The following is a 20,092-nucleotide window of genomic DNA, read 5'->3' as shown; positions in this document are numbered from 1 at the left end:
AGCGAATGCGTTACCCTGCATGGAAATATTTACTGATCCTCGTTGTCTTTGTGATCAGTACGTTATATGCACTTCCAAGCCTGTATCCTGATGAACCTGCTGTCCAGATTTCGGGCGCCAAAGCAGGTACTCAAATTGATCAGAGCGTAGTGCAAAGAGCTGAGCAGATTTTAAAAACGGCCAATATTAGCAGTCATGATGGTAGTTTCTCCAATAATGCAGCTTTACTCCGTTTAAGCTCATCTGAAGAACAGCTCAAAGCAAAAGCCATCCTCAGTCGTGATCTAGGCGATGACTATGTGATTGCACTCAACCTTGCACCAACCACTCCTATTTGGTTGCAAAAGATTGGGGCGAAACCGATGAAACTCGGTTTGGACTTACGTGGCGGTGTACACTTCTTGCTCGAAGTTGATATGGATAAGGCAATTAGTCAGCGCATGGAAACATCCGCAACTGATTTACGCCGTCAGTTCCGTGACAACAAAATTAAGTTCAATAACCTCGCTTTAAACAATAATACAATTACCATCCAATTTGCCAGCAATGCAGATCGTGATGCAGCGGCTGATTTCTTACGTCGTAATGGTAATGAGTTTAATCAGCAATCCATTGCCACAGCGACTGGTGCAACATTAAGATTGAATTATACTGATGCTCGTCGTCAGGAAATCCAATCCTACGCTGTCAACCAAAACTTAACGACTCTTCGTAATCGTATCAATGAATTAGGGGTTGCTGAAGCCTTGGTTCAAACTCAAGGTAGCAACCGTATTGTGGTTGAGTTACCGGGTATCCAAGATACAGCTGAAGCAAAACGTGTCCTCGGTCGTACAGCCAACCTAGAGTTCCGTTTGGTTGCAGATAGTAACGATCAATATATCGATCCTTATACACGTAAATACAATGGACAACCTGTGCCACCAGGAACAGAAGTTTTTGCTTTTGAATCTCTAGACAGTGGCCGTGACTTATTGCTTAACCGCAATCGTATTTTAACGGGTGAACGTGTACAAAATGCGAGCTCTGGTTTTAGCCAAGATACAGGTGGTGCTGAGGTAAATATTACCTTGGACAGTGCGGGTGGCAAGCTCATGGCAGATGGCACACGTAACGCAGTTGGAAAACGTATGGCGGTCTTGTTTATCGAAAATAAACAACGTATTAGCTACGTCACTGATCCTGAAACAGGGGCACAAACCGAAGTTCGTACACCTTATACTGAATCAGTTGTCATCAATGCAGCAACGATTCAAGCGGTGTTGGGTTCACAGTTCCGTATTACAGGTCTAGATTCACCTCAAGAAGCTGCTGAACTTGCACTGATGTTGCGTGCGGGAGCGCTTGCTGCGCCAATGTATTTCGTTGAAGAACGTGTGGTTGGTCCTAGCTTAGGTAAAGAAAATATCGAGAAAGGGGTTCAGTCAACCATTATTGGCTTTATCTTAGTTGCAATTTGGATGGTGGTGTTCTTCCGTCTATTTGGTTTGATTGCAAACTTTGCCCTGATTTTTAACCTTGCGATGATTTTAACGGTCATGTCATGGTTAGGTGCTTCCCTTACCTTGCCAGGTATTGCGGGTATTGTCATTACCATTGGTATGGCAGTCGATGCGAACGTATTGATCTGTGAACGTATTCGAGAGGAAATGCGATGGGGTGCATCACCGAAACAAGCCATTGTTGCAGGTTATGATCGCGCTTATAACACCATCGTTGATTCCAACTTAACCACATTCCTTGTTGCATTTATTTTATTTGCAATAGGTACAGGTCCGATCAAAGGCTTTGCTGTCACGTTGATGATCGGTATTGTTTGTTCGATGTTTACTGCAATTACAGTGACGCGTGCAATCGTACAACTCATTTATGGCAAACGCCGTAATTTGACCAAGTTGAGTATTTAAGGAGATTGATATGTCAGATCTGACTCAACGTGACTCAAAACAATACGGTCGTCCAGATGATTTAAAAATCATCCCATTTATGAAGATCGCTAAACCTGCTGCGATTATTTCGATCTTACTGACCATTGCGAGTATTTTCTTTATTGCAACCAAAGGACTGAATCTTGGCTTAGATTTTACCGGCGGTGTTTCTGCTGAATTGAACTATCAAAATCCAGTTCAACCTTCACAGGTGACCCAAGCGCTCAATCAAGCTGGTTTTAAAGATGCTGTAGTTCAGACCTTAGGAAGTAATACTGATCTGATTGTACGTATGCCTGTACAGGATGATCTCGTGGTCGATGATCTCAGCCAAAGCATCACTCAAGCAGTGCAGTTGCCGAATAATACGGTGAATGTACATAAAGTAGATGCAGTCGGTGGTGCGGTTGGAAATGAACTTTATGTTCGTTCAGCTGGTGCGGTTGCTCTTGCACTCATTTTAATGCTGATTTATGTCACTATTCGTTTCGAGTTTAAACTTGCAATGGGTGCAGTAATGTCACTGTTCCATGACATTGTCATCATTATCGGTGCGTTTGCTTTATTCCAATGGCCATTTGATCTAACCGTTTTAGCAGCCCTGCTAGCGATTATCGGTTTCTCGTTGAACGATAACATCGTCGTTTCAGACCGTATTCGTGAGAACTTCCGTAAGATCCGTGATACGAGCTCTCGGGAAATTATTGATATTGCCTTGACTGAAACGCTTCGTCGTACCATTCATACGTCTGCAACTTTATTATTGGTTGTCGTTGCGATGTTTATCTTGGGTGGTGATGGCTTACATTGGTTCTCTGCAGCAATGATTGTTGGGGTCTTTGTTGGTACCTATTCATCGATTTATATTGGTACAGCCTATGCCTTATGGCGTGGTCTCAGCCGTCAAGACTTTATCGTGCAAGTCAAACCTGAATTTGAAGATGATCAGATTCCTTAAATCTCGGCTTCTCTAGATTCAAACCAAATGCCAGTATAAACCACTGGCATTTTTTTATTCACATCAGTGTTGAATGATTTGAAGCTGTGGAAACTGGAACCCACGGCATGACTGCTCACTTCGCCATGCCACAGTTATCACAATACGATTTAAGATAAAATTTTGATAGGCAAATGTTCCGATCAGAGGATGCGTACACACTCCCCCAGTCTGTTCAGGATGAACCTGTGTATTTAAACTATTTAAATCTAAACGAATCCCCAAGCCCGAAGCTTTTAATATTGCTTCCTTCGTGGTCCACACCTTAAACCAATATTCTTTGTTCTGCTCTTGTTGCCAGATTTGATATTCATCAGGATGAAAAGCATGTTGTGCGAAAGCATCAAATCGAACTTTTCGATCTAACTCCTCGACATCAACACCTATATCTTGCACACGTTTACTCATAGCCAAAGCATAATAGTGCTGGCTATGTGAGTGATTGAAATGTAAAGCGTGAGAGCTTAAAAAAGGCTTACCATATTCATGTTTAGCAAAGCTGAGCGCTTCAATACCACTCTGCAAGTGCTCAGCCAACAGCTGGTCACGGTAAGTTCTTATTTGCTGTTGTTTATAAAAATTAAAGCTGCTTAAATCAGCAAAATCTGTTTTATTTTTTTTCAGCAGTTGCGCCAATGCCTGTAGATGTATTTCGATTTTACGTATGGTCATTGGTCCCTCCTTATAAAAAAGCCCAAAGCGAACTTTGGGCTAATCTAGATCTATTTATATTAACGCTTAAATTTCTTTTCAGCCTTTTTGAATTTCTGAACATAACGGCGTTTACGTGCCGCAACGCGCTCATCCACCTGAGATTTACGACCTTCAAATGGATTTTCAGACGTTTTAAAATCAATCTTAACGGGTGTTCCTTCAAGCTTATAGACTTTACGGAATACATTTTCGAGATAGCGGCGATAGTCTGCTGGTGTCTTATCGACCTTATTACCATGAATAACGATCGTCGGCGGGTTTTGCCCCCCCATATGCGCATAACGCATTTTAATACGTCGACCACTAATCATTGGCGGCTGATGTGCTTCTGTTGCATCATTTAAAATTTGAGTGAGTTTTGCTGGTGAAACTTTCAAATTCGATGATTCATAAGCGCGGTGGATGGATGGATATAACTCACCCACCCCAGTGCCATGTAATGCCGAAATTAAATGAATTTTCGCCCATGGAATAAAATCAAAGCGACGCTCAACATCTAGTTTACATTGCTTACGATCATACTCGGTCATGTTGTCCCACTTGTTGATCGCAATCACCATCGCACGACCTGCTTCAAGTGCATAACCGATCAAATGTAGATCTTGCTCAACAATACCTTCACGAGCATCTACAACGATTACGACCACATTGGCATCTTTCATCGCTTGTAGTGTTTTAACAATTGAGAATTTCTCAATCATTTCATCCACTTTACCTTTACGACGTACGCCTGCCGTATCAATCAAAGTATATTGGCGGCCATCACGTTCAAATGGGATATAAATCGAGTCTCGGGTTGTCCCTGGTTGGTCGAAAGCCACCACACGTTCTTCACCCAATAAACGGTTAACGAGTGTTGACTTACCCACATTTGGACGACCAATAATCGCTAAACGCAAACCCGTATTTTTATTATGCTCTTCAGGATTTTCATCTTCAGGTACTTCTGCAAGTACATCTTCTAACATTTGCTGTACGCCACGACCATGACTTGCAGCTACTTGCAATGGCTCACCCATACCGAGCTTATAAAACTCGACTAAAGCAGCTTCAGCATGGACGCCATCCACTTTGTTAGCAACTAAATAAACCTTCTTACCTAAGGTGCGTAGTTCTCGTGCAATTTGTTCATCTGATGCCAATAGACCAGCACGCGCATCTACCACAAAAACGATGATATCCGCTTCATGTATCGCGGTTTTTGACTGCTCCGCCATGTAAGAGTCAATACCACCTTCATTTTCACCGATACCACCGGTATCGACGACGATAAATGATTTATTTTGATATACCGCATCTCCGTATTTGCGGTCACGAGTTAAACCAGCGAAGTCAGCAACCAAAGCATCACGACTTTTAGTGATTTGGTTAAATAGCGTTGATTTTCCGACGTTTGGACGACCAATGAGCGCAATAACGGGTTTCATAAATTACCTTAATCTGAGTTAGATTTTTAAAATCATCATAATGGTGTCTTGCTGATTTATCACCCAATACTTGGATAAGCTTTCAGTTAGACTGACTTTCTTTTTACCCAAACAAGCACTTGAAGCTTCGTAAAGGCAAAGACAGTTATCCATACTACAAGACTCAATTCGCATACAATATTCGCAGCAGAGCTACTCGTCTTACACCCAGACAAAGCAGTGCTTTGTGTATCTTCGCTCAGGTTGCGGATGCCCCTAACGAGTATCATATTCGGATTGAAAAATTTATGTTGAAATTTAAATTCTATAAAAAATGCAGGGCATGGTATTTTGCCATGCCCTATTTTCTAATTTTACCACAAGCTTGGATAAAATTAACGATTCTGCCAAATGCTTAATGCACCTTTTTGAGTGGAAACGTAAAGCTGATCATTAATCACACGTAATTTACGAACATCTCCACGTGTTTTAGCACGACCAACCAAACGTCCTGTGGCTGGTTCTATCAGATGTAAAACACCATCTAAATCACCAACCACAAGGTTTTGTCCAAGCATAACTGGATTACTAAGCTTACGATTTAACAAGCTTTCGTTCTGCCAAACAAGCTCACCTGTCGCGAGATCATAAGCATTTAACTTGCCGTCTACAGTTGAAACAAAGACCTTATCTTCAGCAACTTCAGGGCGGTTAGTACTGCTTGCATCTTCACTCCAAACCACACGTTGGGTTGCTAGATCAGTAACAGTAACTTGTCCTTGGAAACTTGTAGTCACCAAGTACTGCCCTGCGACAACAGGATCACCATTAATATCATTCAAACGTTGAATATCAGAGCGTCCCTCACTGATTGCAACTCGACGTTGAAATCTTGGGATACCACTGATCACATCAATTGCATAAATATATGCATTTGCTGAAGCGATCAGGACAGTACGATCATCTAAACGAACTGGTGCGGCTTGACCACGTAAACTGAATTGTACATTTGGCAACTTATACGCCCAAACTTGCTGCCCTGTAGCAACATCATGAGCAAATACAGTTCCATCATTTGCCAAACTAATCACACGACCAGACTGAATCGAAGAAGGTGTTAAAATTGCACCCGACAATTGTGCAGTCCATTTTTGCTCACCTGTTGCTTGGTCAAGTGCAAATAACTGACCTTTACGGTTACCAATAACCACAACACCTTCACCAGCTTCAACACCAGCGGTCAGCTCTTGTTTGGTAATTTTACTTTTCCAAAGTCTTTCTTTGCCTTGGTAAGCAGACACCTGACCATCTGGATCAGGAGCAAAAATCACACCATTATCCGTGTCCAACTGCAATCGAATAGCATCTGCAGCACTGGTCGATGAAACACTTTGCGAGAACACAAGGTTTAAACTTTGCTCTTGGGTAATTTTCGGTAATGGGTTCGGCTTTACAGGCTTTACCTTATTACTCGAACAACCTACAAATAAAGCTGAAGCAATGGCGATTGCCAATGGTAGTTTTAGTTTATTCTGCATTAAGACTCATCCACATTGGTATCTAAGATCGGGCGCTCAACTTCAGGATCATCCACTAAAACGCCAACACTTTCGAGTTTAATTTGTAAAAGCTGACGCTCTAACTTACGCTCGACCACATTATCCCATGCACTTTGATAGGCCTTACGTGCAGCTTCTGTCTCTTGCTTTGCAACATAAATGTCGCCACGTAGCTCATCAGCAGTCGCTTTGAACGTTGGTTCAGTCACTTTATCTAAGGTTTTCAAAGCTTCATCATATTTTTTCTGTGCCAGTTGCGCATCTGCTAAACGTAATTTAACAATTTGCACCAACCCAGTATCTTTGATCGTCGAGTTTTCAACTTTCTTCAGCGCCTTTTCAGCTGCTGCATAGTCATCTTTGTCATAAGCTAGTTTTGCCAATAACAATTGAACCTGAATCGCATGCACAGAATTGGCATCTTCTTTGACAATCTTATCCGCCGCCTCAGAAATCGTCTCAAAAGCATTAGGTTGACCAGCAAGTGCTTGAGCCTCATCGATCAACTTTTGCACTTTAGCCGTCTGATTCTGAGCTTCAGCTTGAGTTTTCTTCTGCCAATATTCCCATCCGAAAAAGGCAATCAAGGCAATGAGAATCCCGCTAATAATTGCAGAACCATATTTTTTAGCAAACGACTTCAAACTGTCGAGTTGTTCATCATCACTTAAACTCATGTGATTGTCCTTTTCCTAAATGTTTTATTGTTTAAATTTTTCGATAAAAAATGGCGCCAACTCAGCCAAAGAAACCTGAGACTGTTCAGCCGTTGCAAGTTCTTTCACCAGAAGCTGTTGTGAATCCCACTCTCGCTCACCCAAAATCACAGCATAAACAGCACCCGATTGATCCGCCTTCTTCATTTGGCTTTTCATGCTACCTTGAGAACCAGTTTTGAGGCGAATCGTGCTATTCGCAGCTTCTAACTGGTCACGGATTTGCTCGGCCAATACCAATGCTTTAGCTTGATATGCTGGCTCTGCCAATAGGAACACTTCACAATCACGCGTATCTTTGGTCTGCGCTACTTGCTCAAGTAATAGCAGCAAACGCTCCATCCCCATCGCGAAACCAACCGCAGGTACGGATTGATCTGGCTTACCTTTTAACTGACCGACCAAACCATCATAACGACCGCCTGCACATACTGTTCCTTGAGAGCCCAACATGGTGGTCGTCCACTCAAATACCGTTTTGTTGTAGTAATCTAAACCACGTACTAACTTTTGGTTAATCACAAACTCAACGCCAGCATCAGTTAAATATTGCTGTAGTTGTTGGAAATGATTGAGCGAATCTTCTTTTAAGAAATCATGCAATTTAGGTGCATTTTCTAAAATCTTTTGTGTTGATTCGATTTTAGAATCCAAAATGCGCAAAGGATTTGTGGTTAATCGACGTTGTGAGTCTTCATCTAACTGATCTCTATGTTGATTCAGAAACTCAACTAATGCGGCACGATACTCAGCGCGCTCATCCGTTTCACCTAAAGTGTTTAATTCTAAACGCACATTTTCCGCCATTCCCATACGTTTCCACAAACGTGCTGTCATGAGAATAATTTCAGCATCAATATCAGGCGTTGCAACACCAAAAGTTTCTACACCGAATTGATGAAATTGACGATAACGCCCTTTTTGCGGTTTTTCATAACGGAACATGGGTCCCACATACCATACTCGTGGCGCAGCGCCACGAAGTAAGTTGTGTTCTAACATTGCACGTACACAACCCGCTGTCCCTTCTGGACGTAAGGTCAATGACTCTGGTGGTGTTCCCTTATCGAAAAAGGTATACATTTCCTTTTCGACAATATCAGTCGCATCGCCAATAGCACGTTTGAATAAACCTGTTTGCTCAACGATAGGCAAACGGATTTGCTGATAACCATAAGCATCCATTAAAGATGCCAATTGTTGTTCTAGACTTCTCCAAGCCGCAGTTTGCGTTGGAAGGATGTCATTAAAACCTTTGATAGCGACGATTGAACTCATGATGAACTACGAATAATTTCTTTAGATTTGGCTTCTTCAAGCTCTTGAACACGTTGACGAACCATTGTTTCAATTTCATCAACCAACTGATTGGTGTCAATTAAATGACTTTTTTCACCATTTCGATAGACCAGCGAACGCGGTGATGCGCCTACAATTCCGATATCAGCTTCTTTAGCTTCACCAGGACCGTTCACTTTACATCCGATAACAGATACATCCATCGGAGTACGAATATCCTCTAAACGCTCTTCCAAAGCTTGCATCACTTGGATCACATTAAACTCTTGGCGTGAACAGCTTGGGCAAGCAATAAAGTTAATGCCATTCGAACGTAAGCTCAATGATTTTAAAATATCGAAACCGATTTTAATCTCATCTTCAGGCTCAGCAGCCAAGGAAATACGCATGGTATCACCAATGCCTTCCATCAACAGCCCACCAAGCGCAATCGCTGATTTCACAGTACCGGTACGGTAGATCCCTGCTTCAGTTACACCGAGATGCAATGGATTATCAATCTGTTGTGACAACAAACGATAAGCATCCATGGTTAAAAAAACATTTGATGCTTTCACGCTCACTTTAAACTCATGGAAATTTAAGCGATCTAGAATATCAATATGACGCATCGCAGACTCAAGCAACGCCTGCCCAGTTGGTTCGCCATATTTGATTTGCAGGTCTTTTTCCAAAGAGCCGCCATTTACACCAATACGAATCGAAATCCCATGATGCTTTGCCGCTGCAACCACCTCACGTACTTTTTGATCCGAACCAATGTTTCCTGGATTGATACGCAAGCAATCAGCGCCATAATCAGCGACCGCTAACGCAATACGATGATCAAAATGAATATCAGCAACTAAAGGCACAGAAACACGTTTACGAATAGCACCAAATGCTTCTGCTGCCTCCATCGATGGCACAGAAACACGCATGATATCCGCACCTGCATCTGCACAGCGCTGGATTTGTGCAACCGTTGCATCGACATCACAGGTTTCAGTATTGGTCATGCTCTGCACACTAATGGGAGCATCACCACCGACATACACCGACCCCACACGGATTTTTCGTGTTGGACGACGCTTAATTGGGTTCACGATCATCGTATAGCTACCTATTTAGCATTAGCGAGATAAACGGAATTCAGCTTTACCATTCACTGTATAAGGACGCAATGAAATCTGTTCTTGATTCAAACTTAATGTTACGGCAGTCGCATCATCTAAGCGAATTTGAAATGGTGATTCGCCACTCAAATTTAATGTTGACGCTTGGCGACCTGTCGCAAGGACTTTACCTGTTGCATCAACAATATTAATGGATGTCGGACGGCTAAAGTTCAATACTAACTGATCTCCCGATGCCACAGATGTGTTTGCCATCGGTAAAATTTCAATATCTGAATTGGTAATCTTAGGAATATCGACATCATCTTTACTGCTACTCGATGACCAGTTTTGTACAGCCATAACAGCCAACCAACCCAGCAATAAAACAACAGCCAAAATCACCAGACGTTTTAACCATTTACGATTACGTACGCTTTTTGAACCCGCCAATTTACCCATGGTTTTAATTGGTGAATTATTCAAGGCATGGCTTGCTTTAAGCCCCGTATCATTGGCATATATTTCATCAAAACGTTGAATAATCGCGCTCGCATCAGCATTTAAGCATTTCGCATATGCTCGATAATAGCCCTTAATAAACGTCGCCTCTGGCAAAGCGGTATATTCATCCTGCTCTAATGCTGTCAACGTTTTGACCGGCATATTCAATACGCTTGCAATTTCTTCAAGTTCTTTCTTTTGTGCAATACGAATTTGACGCAAATACTCACCAGGTCGTTGAATATTTCCCAATGTTGACGATGGCGAGGTTGAGCCAGTTGGCTGATGTGAATTTGGATTTATTTCCATACGGCCTCAGTACTGTACTGTAATTGCAAATAACGTTGATATTCTGGACTATCAGGAAATAAAGCGCGTAATTGGTTGACTAACACTTGCATTCCTAACTGATCCGCATTCGCTCGAGCAATGCGTATCCCGATCCAAAGTGCTCTAGCACCTTGGTTGCGCTGTCCCACGCTACGAACATATTGTTCATATAACTGGGATGCATCTCTATTGTTTTGTTGCAAATAGAAAATTTCCGACAACTCTAACATTGAAATGGTTGCATTTCGATTTGCTTGCAGCGCCTGTTTGAATGATTTTTCAGCATTCGTCACATCGCCCAATAATAAATAGATTCGCCCTAGGTTTTCCAATGATTGAAATCGTTGATCATAACCTAAGGTTGCACCAGCACGCGTGAACTGCTCAATTGCTTCATTATAACGCTGCATCTGATATAAGTATGTACCGTAATTATTACGCGCTTGAGCATTGTCTGGCTCAGATGAAATCGCTCGCTTAAAATAAGCATCTGCTTTTTCCATATTGAGCTTACTTCCCTCTTGTTGCAGCAAAATACCCATCATCATATTGGCATTTGCATCACGGGAATTAAGTTTCAATGCTTGGTCAAGTGAACGTTTTGCAGAGTCCAAATCACGCGTACGAATATATTCCGCAGCCAATTGGGTGCGAACCTGAACAGCTTTCTCTGGATCTTTCGTAGATGGTGTCGATTGGCAAGCTGTCAAGCCACCTGCCATAAGTACAACTGTTATCGCTATGGTCGTTTTTAGTCGAGTTGTATTCAACGCATTGTCCCCAAGTTTTATCCTTGTGTGCGCAAAATTTCTTGTCGCTGCGCCACTTTCTTTTTCCATTGTTCAGCACGACGAGTCCGGTCAGCAACTTGCCCTACCAATTGACCACACGCCGCATCAATATCATCACCACGTGTCTGACGAATCGTACACACAAATCCTGCATCAGACAAAGTTTTTTGGAATGCAATAATACGATTTCTGCTTGAACGACCATATGGCGCATGCGGAAAAGGGTTAAATGGAATCAGATTGATTTTACTTGGTAAATTTTTTAACAATTTAAGTAGCTGTTGCGCATGCTCTGGCTGGTCATTGACCCCATCTAACATCACATATTCAATGGTGACATGACGGCGCGCACTTTCATTGCCATCTTTTGCTAAATAACGCTGACATGCAGCGATCAATTGTTGTAATGGATATTTTTTATTAATCGGTACCAATTCATTACGCAGCTCATCATTCGGTGCATGTAATGAAATTGCCAATGCCACATCAATATCTTGCGCCAATTGGTCAATCTTTGGCACTACACCAGAGGTGGATAAGGTTACACGACGTTTTGACATGCCATAAGCAAAGTCATCCAACATCAACTGCATTGAACTCAATACCGCATCATAATTGAGTAATGGTTCACCCATCCCCATCATCACGACATTGGTCACCGTGCGTTCGCGCTCAGCAACAGGCACCTCTTCCATATAGGAATAGTTTGCCATCCAAAGCTGACCAATAATTTCCGCTGGTGTCAAATCACGCTGAAAACCTTGTTTGCCTGTTGAACAGAACGAACAATCCAGTGCACAACCAACTTGTGACGAGATACATAAGGTTTTACGTGCGCCCGTTTTATCTTCGGCAGGAATCAAGACGGTTTCAACCAAAGAACCTTCGCCATCGCCAACACGGAACACCCACTTACGGGTACCATCTTTTGAGTAATTGCGATGTACCACTTCAGGTGCTTTGATTTCACAAATTTTTTCTAATTTTTCACGTAACTTACCTGAGATATTGGTCATCTCAGCAAAATCAGTAACAAAATATTGATGAATCCATTTCATCACCTGACCAGCGCGAAACTTTTTTTCGCCCAAGTCTTCGAAGAACTTTTCTAATTCTGCACGTGACATGCCCAGTAAATTGACTTTATTGTCAGCAGCATGAACCACAGGCATAGAAACAGACTGTTGTTTTTCATCTAAATTTTCGGATGAAACGACCACTGCAGAACTCATGAACATTTACCTAAACAATATCAGCGCTAAATATGCTGTGTATTCTTTACACAACACAATTTATAAAAAATAAAAAACCAGATAAGTAGTATACCACTTATCTGGCTTGAATACTTTGGATTAACGAGTGCGTGGGCAGATCTCGTTATCAGCAAAGAAGTAAGCGATTTCACGCTCAGCAGAAGCAACTGAGTCAGAACCGTGAGCAGCATTTTCATCGATGCTTACAGCAAAATCAGCACGGATCGTACCAGGTGCAGCTTCTTTAGGGTTTGTCGCACCTAAGATTTCACGGTGAGCAAGAACTGCATTTTCACCTTCAAGAACTGAAACAACAACTGGACCAGAAGTCATGAAAGCAACTAAATCACCAAAGAAACCACGTTCTTTGTGCTCAGCATAGAAACCTTCAGCATCTGATTGAGAAAGGTGTTTCATTTTAGTTGCAACGATTTTTAAACCCGCTTTTTCAAAACGAGCAAAGATATCGCCGATGTGGTTTTTAGAAACTGCATCTGGTTTAACAATAGATAAAGTACGTTCAATCGCCATGATTGGCTCCCATTATGGTCTAAACATTAAAAAATTTGCCGCATTATACCGATGTCATCGCCAATAATCAGCTGGAATCTGTAAAAGTTCCACGATTTCAGATGAATTTCTAACGAACTTCGTCCAACCACGCCATTTGAATCGCTTCTAATAAGCCTTCAGTTGATTTGTTTGGATCATCATTAAAGTCTGGCAATGCACATACCCACGCATGTAAATCAGTAAAACGAATCCATTGCGGATCGACATCAGGATGTGCCTCAACCAATTCAATTGCGATATCGATCGTATCTGTCCAACGTAAGCCCATATGACAACCTGAATAAAAAAATAGGATTATCCCGTACTTTAACAAATCATTCGATTTGAACGATAGCCCTATTCCCTAGATTCACTACAAAATAATATTCAAGCTCGGTGCCAGTAAAATGACCGCGCTTGCAACTGAGGCACCAATGATTGCGCCGACAATCACATCACTTGGATAGTGTAAACCCAGTACCATCCGCGACAAGGCAATCAAGATCGTAAATGGGAGCATCAAAATCAACAGTACAGGCTGGATATAACCCAATACAATCGTGACCATCACCGCATGTAAAGTATGTCCCGATGGGAAGCTGAAATGGTCCAATGGTCGCTCACCGAGTACAATGACCTGATGGACCTGATAAGGTCTTGGCCGAGTGGTTTTATGTTTTAAAAACTTATAAATCAAGGTTCCAACAGAACCAGCGAGAATTAAATACAGAATCTGTAAGCCGTATGCCAGACCTTGTGTTGCCCATACAGATAGCAACATAACGTACCAAAATGGCCCATCACCTAAACGACTGATCGTTTTAAAAAACAAGGCAACACGCTGTGAATGTGAGAGATGATTTAGGTATAAACACCCTTTTAAATCAAGATCAAGTATTTTTATTTTTGCATTTTCAAATTTCATAATCTTCTCCTATATGAGAATCGTTAGCTAGAAGTCATCGGAGACTCCTTGGCAACTTGATAAAGTGCTTGTTCTAATTGTTGTACAGGAAACTGCCAACTGGTTTCTTGCACGCTTTCACTGGCAAGCAACCCCATTTGTCTAAGCTGTGGGAGCGCAGGTAAATGACAAATCGATTGGATCAAATCAGTGGTATGTCCCAGTGGACTCAACCATCCTGTAACATCATGTTTGATATGTTGATGAGCAGCGACATAGTCATAAGCGACCACAGGCAGTCCACTCGCAATTGCTTCAAGCACAACATTCCCGAAGGTATCGGCTTGGCTAGCAAATGTAAAAACATCGGCACTGGCATAAGCTTCTGATAACTCACGACCACTTAGACTTCCCATAAAGATCACATCATTCGACTGAGCTAATTTCCCTAAGCGAGCGCGATCTGGACCATCACCAACAATGACAAATTTAAAATTAGTACCTTGTTGAGTCCGTAGTGCATGGAAACTCTTAATTAGAACATCCACTTCTTTTTCAGGTGAGAGACGCCCAACATATAATAAGACTCGCGTATCAGCATCTACACCCCATCGCTGGCGCAACTGTTGCGAACGATGTTTGGGTGAAAACTTTGCTGTATCCACTCCACGTCCAACAACAACTAACGGACAAGTCACACCAAAACCACGCAGAGCTTGCTCTGTATATTGGCTAGGTACACACGTCACATCGGTACTGTTATGAAACCAAGTGAGATAACGTTGAATAGGTTTGACTAAAAATGCCAAATCAAAAAATCGACTAAAATCATGAAAAGCGGAGTGAAAACCACTTGATACAGCAATTTTTTTAGATTTTGCGGCTTGTAATGCAGTTAAACCCAAAGGCCCTTCCGTCACGATATGCACCACATCTGGCGCAAATTTTTCAAATGCTTTGGACACTTTGAGATATTGAGGCCAACCAAATTGAACACTTGGATACTTCGGCACAGGTTGTGAAAACACCAAGCATTCCTGATCTGGATGAAACTCAGTACAGACATTTTTCTGTACAGGGCGAACCAGTAAAATCTTATGACCGAGGCGCTGTAAGCCCTGACATAATTGCATCATCGACATCGCAACACCATTAATTTCTGGTGGCCATGTTTCGGTCACAATTGCAATTCTCAAACGAGGGCGAACAAGGTCTTGAAGTTCAGACAATTGATCTTGTTGATCTTTGAAATGTTTCCTTTTAAAGTAAAATTTTAAACTTTCAGGAAACTGTTCTTGCTTTAATAGAGATGTCGCGTATGTACTTTGCATATCGCCATCCATTTGTGTCGTTATTTTCATGCTTTAAGCATAAAAATATTTTTTGACACTTTAATGATCAATAGATGACAGTTTTTTGACAACCCTAAAATAAAAAATGCCTCACCCTATTCAGGCAAAGCACAATTTGATCACCCCAACCAGATCAGGTTCTATCGATATTTCAATTGAGCCTAAGCATCAGATGCTCACGGCTCAATCCATGGATTTTCAACAGCGAATAACTGTTTATCCTCTAAACGGTAAGCCACCAACTGATGCCCCCAAACACACCCACCATCAACACTTTGAATATCATCACTGATGCGTTTTGCATGCAAAGCGGCCCAATGACCAAAGACGAGGTGATGTGTCTTAGCAGCTTGACTTTCATAATCAAACCACGGCTTGTAACCTTTAGGCATTGGTGCATCCAAGCCCTCTTTAAACTCAAACTCTAACTGACCTTCTGCGGTCGTTAAACGCATACGGGTTAGATAGTTGGTAATGCAACGCAAACGAGCCATACCCGTCAAATCATCAGACCAAAGATCAGGTTGAGCACCAAACATTTCAGCTAAGAATGCATCTAAGACCATCAAATCTTCATGGCCAACCGCATCTTGTACCTCTTGTGCAAGTTCAGCGGTTTTTTCTGCTGACCAAATACAAGGTACTCCCGCGTGCGTCAACATCGTTTCAGCATTTGGAAATAAACATAACGGTTGTTTACGCAACCAATCGATTAGTTCATCTCCATCAATCGCATCAATCACATCCTGAACTCGATCTTTGGCTTTGATTTTTTTGAAACCACGTGCAGAAGCAATTAATGATAGATCGTGATTTCCTAAAATCGTTGCAGCAGCCCCACGATCCGCCAGTTTTTTTATAAAGCGTAGAGCACCAACCGAATCTTCACCACGTGCAACCAAGTCTCCCGTAAACCAGATAAAATCTTGGTCAGGATCAAAACGAATTTCTTTGAGTAAGGCTTTGAGTGCAGCAAAACACCCCTGCACATCACCAATCACATAGTTATAGCGTTTTGACATTAAGACACCATCTGGTCAGACAGGGCAACAAAGTCAGCCAAGCTTAAAGTTTCTGGGCGCGCCATCGGATCAACACCTGCTTTTTCAAAACCATCATCAGCCAGCATGCCTTTTAAACTGTTACGCAAAGTTTTTCGACGTTGTGTAAACACATGGCTCACAAGACGAGCCAACGCTTTCTCATCTTTCGCTACAATTGGCTTAGTTTCATACGGCTCTAAACGGAAAACTGCTGACGTCACTTTTGGCGGCGGATTAAATGATCCCGGCGGTACTTCAAATAGAAATGTCGGTTTACAATAATACTGAATCATTACCGATAAACGACCATACTCTTTGGTATTAGGCACTGCCGTAATGCGATCAACCACTTCTTTTTGCAACATGAAATGCATGTCTTTGACTTTGTCACCAAACTCTAAGAGATGGAATAATAATGGCGTTGAAATGTTGTATGGTAAGTTACCCACGACTCTCAATGGGCGACCATCTTGAAACAGTTGAGTGAAATCATACTTTAAAGCATCCGCTTCAATAATCGTCAAACGTTCAGGATGTGGTACCCGCCCTGGCAAACCTGCCGCCAAATCCCGATCCAGCTCAACCACAGTCAAAGCATCGCACTCACCAATCAGCGGAGATGTCAATGCAGCCAATCCTGGACCAATTTCCACAATATTTTCGCCCGCACGCGGATTCACTGAGCGTACAATTTTGGCAATCACACGCTGATCATGTAAAAAGTTCTGACCAAAACGTTTTCGAGCCTGATGCCCTTCATCTCTAGGGTTTAGGGCATTAATTTGATACATAATAATTCCAACGTGAATAATTTACTCGTGAGTCACTAACGAGCCAAATCTAGTGCTAAATCTACTGCAACATGTAAGCTTGAAGCTTTAGCCTGTCCAGTGCCTGCAAGAGAAAGTGCTGTACCATGATCGACAGAGGTTCGAATAAATGGCAAGCCTAATGTAATATTTACAGCTTCACCAAAGCCTTGAGATTTTAGCACAGGTAAGCCCTGATCGTGATACATCGCTAAAACTGCATCTACATCTTTCAAGTTTTCGGGTGTAAACAAGGTGTCTGCAGGCAAACTTAGACTCATCTTCACACCCTGTGCGCGATACGCTTCCAACACAGGATTGATCACCTCAATTTCTTCTCGTCCAAGATAACCATCCTCACCTGCATGTGGATTTAAACCGCAGACTAAAATTTTGGGATACGCGATTTTGAACTTTTGATTTAAGTCCTGAATTAAGATGTCAATCACTTGATGCAAACGCTCTTGGGTAATTGCATCTGGCACATCACGTAACGGCAAATGAGTCGTTACCAAGGCGACACGCAAACTTTTAGTCGCCAACATCATAACGACACGATCAACACCAGCGAACTCTTGGTAATATTCAGTATGCCCACTAAAGGCGATACCTGCTTCATTAATAATGGATTTTTGCACAGGTGCTGTTGCTACGCCAACACTTCGACCTGACATCGCATAATCAGCTGAACGTCGTAATTGCTCTAAGACATAACCTGAGTTTATTGGATTTAATCGTCCTTCAATTACAGTCTCTATCAATGGGACATGTTCAACAAATAGCTGACCTTTTCGACTAGATGTTGATTGACCTTGGTATGGAATAAGCTCGACAACAAGGTCTAATTGATCAGCACGCTGCTGTAACATCTGCAAATCAGCTAAAATGACAATAGGACGCTCATCTACTCGTTCGGCCAAGCCCAAACAGATATCAGGTCCTATTCCTGCAGGTTCACCAGAAGTGACATATAAAGGAAGCATATTTTTCGCCGATCATTTGATACTTTTCTTAGTGTAGCGAAAATCTAAAATCAGCTGTAGTTTTTCAGCCTTTATTTATATTCAAATTAAGGGCTGGTTGTCGTTTTAGTGAGATTCTGAGGCACTAAATTTGACGGGACAAAGCTTGGCGCACGTGTCCAAGGATTAATGGTAGCCTGTGGTTTTCTTTCAGCGGGTACACTTACTGCCAAATCCGCCTTCTTCTCTGCAATTCCCCCTGCATTATTTACTTTATCGAGAGTAGGATTGATCGTAATTTCTTTTTTCTCAATCACAGCTATTGTTTGTGCAACTTGAATCTCTTTTTTCTCAGTCATAGGAATTACAGCAGCTGTGGTATTAGGCTGAGTATATGCCGGAGCCAACATTCCCTGCTTCACTACTGTTTGAGTCGAGGGTTGTTGCGATTGCGGAAGAGTGGCCGATGGACGCGTTGTTACTTGGTCTTGTGGTGTAATCAGGTCTACAGGTATTTCGATTGCTTTCATCTCGGCCGTGACAGCCATCATTGGATCAACATAATCACTCCCTCGACTTTCTAATACTTCTAATTTTTTAGTCGTCCCTTCCCTAGGTTGAAACTCTGAATAGTTGGTCACACTGCTTTGGTCCACCCATTTATAAAGTCGTCGTGCATTTGTCTGTGTAGAACAAACACCTATTAATAAAGTCACTACAACAATTTTTGTAGAAAACGACAATCTCATCCAGATCCCCAAAAGAACATGTAAATACTTCTATTTATTTCAAATAATTAATAAAAATAATAAGTCAAACTCTCCCCTATCACAAGCGAAACAGTACAAGCTCAAATTATGGTCTTGTTGTTGACCAAATCAGTCACTTTGCAGCAAAATAATGCTTCTGGCATGATTTTTTGTTGTGCCGTTTTATAAATTAATGTAGAATTCGGTCTCCTTTTGTTTGGACAGATTTCACCGTCCAAACCAACTATAATAGGTAGTGGTTTAATGAAAACTCTCAGCGCTAAGCCAGCTGAAGTTCAACATGACTGGTATGTTGTTGATGCTTCTGGCAAAACTTTAGGTCGCCTCGCGACTGAAATCGCTCGTCGTTTACGCGGTAAGCACAAAACTTCTTATACTCCTCACGTTGACACTGGTGACTACATCGTTGTTATCAATGCTGAGAACATTCAAGTGACTGGTAACAAAGCACTTGATAAAAAGTATTATCGCCATACTGGTTTCCCTGGTGGTATCCGTGAGACTAACTTCGAGAAGTTAATTGCTCACAAACCTGAAGCTGTTTTAGAAAAAGCTGTTAAAGGTATGTTGCCAAAAGGTCCTCTTGGTTATGCAATGATCAAAAAAATGAAAGTGTACGCTGGTAGCGAGCATCCTCATACTGCTCAACAGCCACAAGTTTTGGACATCTAAGGGATACAGCACATGGCTACTAATTATGGTACAGGTCGCCGTAAGACCGCAACTGCACGTGTTTTCTTATCAGCTGGTACAGGCAAACTCGTAATCAACAATCGTACTTTAGAGCAATATTTCGGTCGTGAAACTGCTCGTATGGTTGTACGTCAGCCTTTAGAACTTTTAGAAGTTACTGAAAAGTTTGACCTTTACATCACTGTTAAAGGTGGTGGTATCGGTGGTCAAGCTGGCGCAATTCGTCACGGTATTACTCGTGCGTTGATCGCTGCAGACGAAACTTTAAAACCTGCTCTTCGTCAAGCTGGTTTCGTTACTCGTGATGCTCGTGAAGTTGAACGTAAGAAACTTGGTTTACGTAAAGCTCGTAAGCGTCCTCAATTCTCTAAACGTTAATCGTTTTACGAATTGGACCAAAACCTCGGATTATTCCG

At 42.0% G+C, this 20,092-nt stretch carries 21 protein-coding genes; 4 read left to right on the top strand and 17 right to left on the bottom strand.

Translation table 11 applies throughout. The features are described 5' to 3' along the window. Window positions 1-5 precede the first annotated feature (5 nt). Together secD and secF are read left to right on the top strand one after the other, a co-directional pair. A complete protein-coding gene (secD, locus tag DS737_RS02660; RefSeq protein ID WP_004640806.1) occupies window positions 6-1,907 on the top strand; it encodes a protein translocase subunit SecD in 1,902 nt (633 codons plus the stop codon). Between the two features lie 10 nt (window positions 1,908-1,917). Next, a complete protein-coding gene (secF, locus tag DS737_RS02655) occupies window positions 1,918-2,886 on the top strand; it encodes a protein translocase subunit SecF (RefSeq protein WP_109439783.1) in 969 nt (322 codons plus the stop codon). Window positions 2,887-2,949: 63 nt separating this feature from the next. Here secF and DS737_RS02650 read toward each other — a convergent pair whose 3' ends face one another. The 17 genes from DS737_RS02650 to DS737_RS02570 form a co-directional block, all read right to left on the bottom strand. Beyond that, window positions 2,950-3,597: a 4'-phosphopantetheinyl transferase family protein gene (locus DS737_RS02650; protein ID WP_113996692.1), complete on the bottom strand. Its 648-nt coding sequence runs from the start codon at window positions 3,595-3,597 to the stop codon at window positions 2,950-2,952. Window positions 3,598-3,656: 59 nt separating this feature from the next. After that, window positions 3,657-5,066, bottom strand: coding sequence for a ribosome biogenesis GTPase Der (gene der, locus DS737_RS02645; protein WP_004640809.1), 1,410 nt, complete (start codon window positions 5,064-5,066; stop codon window positions 3,657-3,659). 374 nt (window positions 5,067-5,440) lie between these two features. Further along, window positions 5,441-6,583 carry an outer membrane protein assembly factor BamB gene (gene bamB / locus DS737_RS02640; protein WP_004640811.1) on the bottom strand — a complete coding sequence of 381 codons (1,143 nt, stop codon included), beginning with the start codon at window positions 6,581-6,583 and terminating at the stop codon, window positions 5,441-5,443. Continuing rightward, entirely contained in the window at window positions 6,583-7,281 is a 699-nt protein-coding gene (locus tag DS737_RS02635; RefSeq protein ID WP_004640812.1) for a YfgM family protein, read from the bottom strand. The genes bamB and DS737_RS02635 overlap by 1 nt, the downstream gene beginning before the upstream one ends. Window positions 7,282-7,305: 24 nt before the next feature. Continuing rightward, complete coding sequence (gene hisS / locus DS737_RS02630) at window positions 7,306-8,598, bottom strand: histidine--tRNA ligase (protein WP_113996691.1); 1,293 nt, start codon at window positions 8,596-8,598, stop codon at window positions 7,306-7,308. Continuing rightward, a complete protein-coding gene (gene ispG, locus DS737_RS02625) occupies window positions 8,595-9,710 on the bottom strand; it encodes a flavodoxin-dependent (E)-4-hydroxy-3-methylbut-2-enyl-diphosphate synthase (RefSeq protein ID WP_113996690.1) in 1,116 nt (371 codons plus the stop codon). Before ispG ends, hisS begins: the two co-directional genes overlap by 4 nt. 21 nt (window positions 9,711-9,731) lie before the next feature. Beyond that, on the bottom strand, window positions 9,732-10,526 hold the full coding sequence (locus DS737_RS02620) for a helix-turn-helix domain-containing protein (RefSeq protein ID WP_004640817.1): 795 nt from the start codon (window positions 10,524-10,526) through the stop codon (window positions 9,732-9,734). Further along, window positions 10,517-11,317 (bottom strand): type IV pilus biogenesis/stability protein PilW, encoded by an 801-nt coding sequence (pilW, locus tag DS737_RS02615; protein WP_026056343.1) that lies wholly within the window; start codon window positions 11,315-11,317, stop codon window positions 10,517-10,519. The genes DS737_RS02620 and pilW overlap by 10 nt, the downstream gene beginning before the upstream one ends. A gap of 17 nt (window positions 11,318-11,334) precedes the next feature. Beyond that, the gene (gene rlmN / locus DS737_RS02610) at window positions 11,335-12,570 is read right to left on the bottom strand and encodes a 23S rRNA (adenine(2503)-C(2))-methyltransferase RlmN (RefSeq protein WP_005083389.1); all 1,236 of its coding nucleotides are present in this window, start codon (window positions 12,568-12,570) and stop codon (window positions 11,335-11,337) included. Between the two features lie 120 nt (window positions 12,571-12,690). After that, window positions 12,691-13,122, bottom strand: a complete 432-nt coding sequence (ndk, locus tag DS737_RS02605; RefSeq protein ID WP_004640823.1) for a nucleoside-diphosphate kinase — start codon at window positions 13,120-13,122, stop codon at window positions 12,691-12,693. A 109-nt stretch (window positions 13,123-13,231) separates the two neighbouring features. Next, on the bottom strand, window positions 13,232-13,432 hold the full coding sequence (gene iscX, locus DS737_RS02600; RefSeq protein ID WP_004640824.1) for a Fe-S cluster assembly protein IscX: 201 nt from the start codon (window positions 13,430-13,432) through the stop codon (window positions 13,232-13,234). Window positions 13,433-13,516: 84 nt separating this feature from the next. Next, window positions 13,517-14,068, bottom strand: coding sequence for a phosphatase PAP2 family protein (locus DS737_RS02595; RefSeq protein WP_004640826.1), 552 nt, complete (start codon window positions 14,066-14,068; stop codon window positions 13,517-13,519). A 23-nt stretch (window positions 14,069-14,091) separates the two neighbouring features. Next, complete coding sequence (locus DS737_RS02590; protein WP_228206839.1) at window positions 14,092-15,408, bottom strand: glycosyltransferase family 4 protein; 1,317 nt, start codon at window positions 15,406-15,408, stop codon at window positions 14,092-14,094. 167 nt (window positions 15,409-15,575) lie between these two features. After that, a complete protein-coding gene (locus DS737_RS02585) occupies window positions 15,576-16,421 on the bottom strand; it encodes a symmetrical bis(5'-nucleosyl)-tetraphosphatase (RefSeq protein ID WP_113996689.1) in 846 nt (281 codons plus the stop codon). Continuing rightward, window positions 16,421-17,233 carry a 16S rRNA (adenine(1518)-N(6)/adenine(1519)-N(6))-dimethyltransferase RsmA gene (rsmA, locus tag DS737_RS02580; RefSeq protein ID WP_113996688.1) on the bottom strand — a complete coding sequence of 271 codons (813 nt, stop codon included), beginning with the start codon at window positions 17,231-17,233 and terminating at the stop codon, window positions 16,421-16,423. The genes DS737_RS02585 and rsmA overlap by 1 nt, the downstream gene beginning before the upstream one ends. Window positions 17,234-17,268: 35 nt before the next feature. Next, window positions 17,269-18,234 (bottom strand): 4-hydroxythreonine-4-phosphate dehydrogenase PdxA, encoded by a 966-nt coding sequence (gene pdxA, locus DS737_RS02575; protein ID WP_113996687.1) that lies wholly within the window; start codon window positions 18,232-18,234, stop codon window positions 17,269-17,271. 86 nt (window positions 18,235-18,320) lie between these two features. After that, complete coding sequence (locus DS737_RS02570; RefSeq protein WP_113996686.1) at window positions 18,321-18,962, bottom strand: hypothetical protein; 642 nt, start codon at window positions 18,960-18,962, stop codon at window positions 18,321-18,323. A gap of 264 nt (window positions 18,963-19,226) precedes the next feature. Here DS737_RS02570 and rplM point away from each other — a divergent pair, with 264 nt between their 5' ends. Then, on the top strand, window positions 19,227-19,655 hold the full coding sequence (gene rplM, locus DS737_RS02565; RefSeq protein WP_004640836.1) for a 50S ribosomal protein L13: 429 nt from the start codon (window positions 19,227-19,229) through the stop codon (window positions 19,653-19,655). 12 nt (window positions 19,656-19,667) lie between these two features. Continuing rightward, window positions 19,668-20,054: a 30S ribosomal protein S9 gene (gene rpsI / locus DS737_RS02560; protein WP_004640839.1), complete on the top strand. Its 387-nt coding sequence runs from the start codon at window positions 19,668-19,670 to the stop codon at window positions 20,052-20,054. The last annotated feature ends 38 nt before the right edge of the window (window positions 20,055-20,092 follow it).

The sequence above is a fragment of the Acinetobacter haemolyticus genome (assembly GCF_003323815.1).
In the GTDB taxonomy this organism is placed as follows: Bacteria; Pseudomonadota; Gammaproteobacteria; order Pseudomonadales; family Moraxellaceae; genus Acinetobacter; species Acinetobacter haemolyticus.
Note: the sequence above shows the minus strand (reverse complement) of the source record. Positions and strands in the feature narration are given on the sequence as shown.